At 56.5% G+C, this 6,173-nt stretch carries 6 protein-coding genes and 1 rRNA gene; all 7 read right to left on the bottom strand.

Going from position 1 to position 6,173, the window contains the following annotated elements; genetic code table 11:
* Window positions 1-360 (bottom strand): 16S ribosomal RNA (locus tag JW937_08215); the annotation flags it as partial.
* 269 nt (window positions 361-629) lie between these two features.
* Entirely contained in the window at window positions 630-2,735 is a 2,106-nt protein-coding gene (gene bioA / locus JW937_08210; GenBank protein MBN1587390.1) for an adenosylmethionine--8-amino-7-oxononanoate transaminase, read from the bottom strand.
* Between the two features lie 67 nt (window positions 2,736-2,802).
* A complete protein-coding gene (locus JW937_08205; GenBank protein ID MBN1587389.1) occupies window positions 2,803-3,633 on the bottom strand; it encodes a methyltransferase domain-containing protein in 831 nt (276 codons plus the stop codon).
* Window positions 3,624-4,793: an 8-amino-7-oxononanoate synthase gene (bioF, locus tag JW937_08200; GenBank protein ID MBN1587388.1), complete on the bottom strand. Its 1,170-nt coding sequence runs from the start codon at window positions 4,791-4,793 to the stop codon at window positions 3,624-3,626. Before bioF ends, JW937_08205 begins: the two co-directional genes overlap by 10 nt.
* A 76-nt stretch (window positions 4,794-4,869) precedes the next feature.
* The gene (locus JW937_08195; protein ID MBN1587387.1) at window positions 4,870-5,304 is read right to left on the bottom strand and encodes an archease; all 435 of its coding nucleotides are present in this window, start codon (window positions 5,302-5,304) and stop codon (window positions 4,870-4,872) included.
* On the bottom strand, window positions 5,305-5,547 hold the full coding sequence (locus JW937_08190; GenBank protein MBN1587386.1) for an NIL domain-containing protein: 243 nt from the start codon (window positions 5,545-5,547) through the stop codon (window positions 5,305-5,307).
* A 12-nt stretch (window positions 5,548-5,559) separates the two neighbouring features.
* Window positions 5,560-6,173: ThiF family adenylyltransferase (locus JW937_08185; protein ID MBN1587385.1), on the bottom strand; the 614-nt coding region annotated here is incomplete at its 5' end.

Genomic DNA, 6,173 nt, shown 5'->3' with positions numbered 1-6,173 from the left:
TGTGGCTGACCATCCTCTCAGACCAGCTACCCGTCAAATGCCTTGGTGAGCTGTTACCTCACCAACAAGCTGATGGGACGCGGGCCCATCTCCAAGCGACAGCTTACATGTAGAGGCTATCTTTAACTAGAATCCGATGCCGGAAACTAGCCACATCCGGGATTAGCACCCCTTTCGGAGTGTTATACCAAACTTAGAGGTAGGTTGCCCACGCGTTACTCACCCTTCTGCCACTCACCTGTGACCCTTCATCAAAGATCTGCCGAAGCTTCACTTATCAGAAGGACAGGTCCGTTCGACTTGCATGCCTAATCCACGCCGCCAGCGTTCGCTCTGAGCCAGGATCAAACCCTCCACAAAAATGACTGAACGGTCCTCGAAAGAACCGTTGCAATTTTGAGAGGTACTTGATTGGATGCTTCAGAAAAAGTACTGTCTCGCAGGCTTACCAAGACTTCCTTGTCAAAGATCTACCGGGGCTGGTAAGGGCCCCAAAATCAGTGCTGTCTAATGTACGAAAAGCTGGAGCCCTTGTCAAGCCACTTTTTACAGAAATCTGACTTAGGCCGTAATTTCTTGAAACCCGGGCTTTTACAGGTCTTGCGAACCCGTCAAAGCGCTCCCGGAATTTAGCAAGATTTCGCACCGGATCGCGTCACCGGGGACTCTCCCAGAACCTTCCGGATCCCGCCCTCCAATGCCTGGAAAAGCTGCCCGATCTGGCCCGCTGTCATCACAAGGGGCGGCATGAGGACCACGGTATTGCCCAAAGGGCGCAGAAGCACCCCCAGCTTGCGCGCGGCCTCACAGACCCTCGCACCGGCGCGTTCCTCCCAGGCAAATGCCTCGGAGACGTCCGGGTTCTTCATCAGCTCCACGCCCACCATAAACCCAAGGCGCCGGATCTCCCCCACCCAGGGATTCGCTTCAAGCGATTTGAGTCCCCGGGTCAATGCCTCATCCACCTCCTGCAAGTGGTTGAGAAATTCCTGGCGTTCCATGAGTCTCAAGTTCTCCAAGGCCACGGCGCACGCTAAGGCATTGCCCGTATACGTGTGCCCGTGGAAGAAAGTCTTTTGGTCGACATACTCGCCGAGAAAGGCCTGGTACACTGAATCGGTGCAAAGGGTGGCTGAAAGCGGCAGGTACCCTGCAGTAATCGATTTTGCCACGGCCATCAAGTCCGGATGAACATTTTCCAAATCACACGCAAAACGCGCTCCTGTGCGATAGAACCCGGTGGCGACCTCGTCCACAATCAGGAGCACCTCGTATTGCGTGCACAGCGCCCTCACACCGGCAAGATAGCCTTTAGGGAAGGGGTGCATGCCCGCCGCAGCCTGAAGTCCCGGCTCAACCAACATGGCAGCCAATTCAGCGTGATGCTTCTGCAGCATCCGCTCAAGTTCACGAAGGCCCGCAGCGGCATCGTCCTTATGACCAAGGGCGCGCGGCGTCAACGCCTTGACACTCTCAAACAAAAGGGGTTTGTAGCGCCGGTGGAATAAATCAATATGCCCCACACTCACCGCGCCGATCGTGTCCCCGTGGTAAGTGTCCGAGAGAGAAAGAAAACGTTGTTTCTCGGGCTTGTGGCGTTCCCCTTGCTGCCAATATTGAAAGGCCATCTTGAGCGCAATTTCCACGGCCGTAGAACCATCATCCGAATAGAACACATGATTGAGGCCTTCCGGAGTCCACTGCACGAGCTTTTCAGCCAGGACTGCAGCCGCATCATTTCCCAAACCCAAAAGCGTGCTGTGCGCCACCCGGCCCAGTTGCTTGGCCACAGCCGCGTCCAACCGCGGGTGCCGGTGCCCGTGGACATTGACCCACAGAGAGGCCACCCCGTCCAAATAGCGATTCCCGTCCACATCAATGAGCGTGCACCCATCAGCACGGTCCACAATGAGCGGCTGCCCTGCCTCCCACTCCTGCATTTGTGTAAACGGATGCCAGACATATTCTTGGTCAAAAGCTTTGGCTTTTTCAGCCGTGGGGTTCGCTTCCCGGTACTTTTGCCAGCATGCTGTCAAGGTCTCCAAATCAAGAATCGCTTCGGGTAAGTTAAGGAGCCCGGTCATATTCCCTTCTTCGACGGACACACTTGGAAGAAAAGGCACGCGTCCCAAAAGCGGGACGTGCAGCAACTTTTCAATCAGCGTGGCATTGCCAAAAGCATCTCCGTTGCTCGCCGGCTCACAAGGCTGGACCTGATTCAGAATCACCCCCAGAACATCCACTCCCCTGCGCTCTGCAGCATACACGGAACTCAAAGCCTGATTCACCGCACCCAAGCGGTCTTCAACAACTATCACTGTTGGAATTCGAAGCTCCCATGCTAAATCCACGGCCAGTCTGTCTTTCCAGAGCGGGGAAAGAACCCCGCCCGCAGCTTCGACCACAACGACTTCGTTCTCTTCGCACAATTCTTTGAATTTGTGACGCAGGAGTTCTAGGTCAACATCAACACCCTCTAATTCAGCGGCCAAGCTCGGGGCCACCGCTTGAGAGAACCGGTAGGGGTTGGCTGTTTCGGGGGAGACGGAAGACTGGGCCGCGGCAACAAGAAATGCAGCATCTGCGCCCATTCCATTGATAAGCCTCTCCACGCCGCTGGCAACGGGCTTCATGACTCCCACTGTTTGGCCGCGCGCGCAGAAAGCCCGGGCAAGTGCTGCGCCGACTACGGTTTTACCGACTTCTGTGTCGTTGCCGAGAATGAGTAGCTGCATCGTTATTCTAAAGGAACAGTTCTCGCCAAGTCTCAGGGCATATCTCCTTCGGAGATGTATCCCCCAGTCAGCTCAGAGAGCTGTCTCTCCCCTCAGTTTCGCTCACAAATGGTGCCTGACACCCAAAGCTGATAATTTCTATCGTCACCGGCACCCCTTTTCCGGGGATGCCATAATCCGCAACATACTGCTTCAAGAGCTCGCCATACTGGCTCTTCTGAACTTTATAGGAGGACCCATTGAGACCGGTGCGTCGCGCACCGAGCTCACGCAGCCAAAGCAAAATATCTTTGGTGGATTCAAAAAACTCGGTGTAGGTCCGGGTATCCACCTGCAGATCCTTCCACGCAAAGCGGCTGAGAGCTTCCTTCACTTTGTCGAGTGACGGAAACTGCGCAGCCAAAGGCAACGGAATATGCAAACGCGCATTGAGATCACAGAACTCCTTCAAACTGCCCTTGCCAAAAAGGCTGCCCATGAGCCTCCCGCCGGGCTTGAGCAAACGCCGGCACTCTCCAAATCCATCGTCCAGGTTTTTGAGCCACTGAAAGCAGGAAGTGCTGACCACGGCATCCGCACTGCCTGCGGCAAGAGGCACGCACTCTGCGTCGGCCCAAATACCACAAACCGTCTTGCCCCGAGCCTGGGCCGAACGCACCATGCCCTCCGCAATATCCACACCCACAAAGAATACCCCCGCGTTCCGCCGCACTGCCTCGGAAAGCAAGGCGCCTGTCCCGCACCCTAAGTCCACCACACACGCACCGGTCCTGAGCTCTTCCGCACTGAGTTCGGACAATACTTCCTCAACCAGACGCACGTGGAAGCGGGAAAAGGAATCATATGTACGCGCAGCTCGGGAAAAGGATTCAGCCAAGCTGCTCTTGTCTACCTGCACAGGCCCTTCTCCTTGCCTAAACGCCGGAGCGCCTCCAGCAAACGCTCCAAGTGCTCTTCCGTGTGTGTGGCCATCAATGTGATGCGCAAACGGCTCGTGCCTTCAGGCACAGTGGGCGGCCGTATTGATTGCACATAGATCCCCTGCTCCCAAAGCGCCTCGCTGCAGGCCACCGCAGTCCCGGCCTCTCCCAAAATCACAGGCACAATCGGGGTCTGGGTCCGGCCGGTTTCCCAGCCCATACGCCCCAGCTCTTCACACACAAAACGGGTGTGCTTCCACAAGCGTTCGCGGCGCTCCGGCTCTGCCCCGAGGATTTCCAGTCCACTCAAGGCCGCGGCTGCGGCCAAAGGACTCAGACCTGTAGTATAGATGAAGGCACGGCTGCTGTTGACCAAGGTATCAATCAGGGCCCGGGAGCCCGCCACATAGCCGCCCTGGCTGCCCAAAGCCTTGCTCAAGGTGCCCATTTGGATATCCACACCCCCGGCTACCCCGAGCTCTGCCGCCAAACCCTCTCCTCGGGCTCCAAATACGCCTGTGGCGTGGGCTTCGTCCACCATCAGCCAGACACCGCAGCACTTTGCCAACTCCACCATCTCGCGCAAGGGCGCCACATCCCCATCCATGCTAAAGACCGATTCGGTCAAGAGAAGGCGCTGTCCCTTTGCCGGCGCACTCAAGAATTCCCGGGCTGCCTGAATATCCAAATGCGGATAACGCCTTAATTCCGCGCCTGAAAGCCGCACCCCGTCCAAAAGACACGCGTGAACCAGCTTATCCGCAATGATTTGATCCGAACGCCCCATCAGAGCGGAAATCACGCCCACACCCGCCTGATAACCTGAAGGATAGACCAAGCAAGCTTCCGTCCCTTTGAGTGCGGCCAGCCGCGCTTCAAGCTCCCGGTGGATCGGATGGCTACCACCCACCAAACGCGAAGCCGCAGCTCCGGCTCCCAAATCCTTGAGTCGCGAGCGCACGCCTTCCAGAACCCGGGGGTCCCCGGCCAAACCCAGATAATTGTTGGAGCAAAAATTCAGGAGCTCCCGCCCTTCAAAATACTGCACAGGCCCGGGCGGCCCCTCGAGTTCCCGAAGCACACGGCGGCGGTTTTGGGAGTCGGCTCTGAGCAATCGTTCGTTGAGAATTTTGTCCATAACTTTCAGGGACAGTTCTCTTTCTGTTCAGAGAATCGGGCGCAAGAACTGTCCCTGCCCCCCTCACTTCAATGCATTAAACGTCGATGACGAAGCGGCAAAACCAGCGGCCGCCTTCCTCCCAGACCCGGTTTTCACAATAGGTCGCGGCTTTGACTTCAGACTTCATGCGATGCTTGTCCATATCCAGAACTTCGCCCAAGGCCCGCCCCACCAAGCGCCCGGAAGACCAGGACTCGATACGGAACTCACAGAAGACCCAGCCGCGAATATCGGCCTCGGCCAGGAGACGGTTCAGCCACTCCACCAAGAGCTCTTCAGCGGTGGGGGCCTCACACTCCAATACTAATTCTTCCAGGGGTTCTACTGTAGAAAGATCGGCAATCACATTCCAGGTGGCTTGGGCCGCAGAGCAAAACGCCTCCTGCGGACTTGCGCCTTGGGACAGCACACCGATATCGGCCTCGTGGTCAAAATACGAGAACTCAGCGGTACGCGGAGAAGAACACACTTAGGGTTCTACAATATCCCCGACCACCGGCTCCACCTTAACCCCTTGCTCTTTGAGGAAGGCAATCCCGGAATCGAGGTTCTTTTCCGAGGCCTCGAGTTCCAGGACAACCTCCCCCACGGTCTCGGTGATCTTGGCACGGCGGATATTGGGAATAACGTCGTACTTTTTCGCCATTTGGTAGATTAAAGGCTCTTTGATGAGCTCTTGAGGAAAGATCAGGTGGATCATTTTGTTGGCCATATGGGTATCTCCTTAGCACACGGGGCAATCGTTCATCTTAGGTATACGTACGGTACGGAAGGTGGACTCTAGGGCGTCGTAGATCAGAAGCCTCCCCTTGAGAAGCTCTCCGACACCAAGCAACCATTTGAGGGTCTCAATGGCCTGAAGCGATCCCATCACTCCGGCCACAGCCCCAAGCACTCCGCCCTCCTGACAACTCGGGACCATGCCCTCAGGGGGTTCCTCAGGAAAGAGGCAGCGGTAACACGCACTCACACCAGGCACCACGGTCAAGATTTGCCCCTCAAAACGCAAAATGCCCGCATGTGAAAAGGGCTTGCCCAATCGCACGCACACATCGTTGACCAGATACTTGGTCGGAAAATTATCCGTCCCGTCAATCACAAAATCATACTCTTGGATAATCCCGGCCGCATTTTCCCGGGTGAGGCGCAGCCGATGCTCCACCACCCGTACATCCGGGTTGAGCACCGCGACGCGCTCCTTGGTGGACTCGGTCTTGGGCCGCCCGACTTCGGGCGTGGTGTGCACAACCTGGCGCTGCAGATTACTGAGATCAATGATATCACTATCCACAATCCCGAGAGTTCCCACCCCCGCTGCAGCCAAGTAAAGAATGCACG

This window comes from Candidatus Omnitrophota bacterium (assembly GCA_016929445.1).
GTDB lineage: Bacteria > Omnitrophota > Gorgyraeia > JAFGIU01 > JAFGIU01 > JAFGIU01.
Note: the sequence above shows the minus strand (reverse complement) of the source record. Positions and strands in the feature narration are given on the sequence as shown.

What these genes read in the sequence shown, in the direction of transcription:
- bioF (MBN1587388.1), bottom strand. Translation starts at nt 4,793, where the DNA reads ATGGACAAAATTCTCAACGAACGATTGCTCAGAGCCGACTCCCAAAAC.
- JW937_08190 (MBN1587386.1), bottom strand. Translation starts at nt 5,547, where the DNA reads ATGGCCAACAAAATGATCCACCTGATCTTTCCTCAAGAGCTCATCAAA.
- bioA (MBN1587390.1), bottom strand. Translation starts at nt 2,735, where the DNA reads ATGCAGCTACTCATTCTCGGCAACGACACAGAAGTCGGTAAAACCGTA.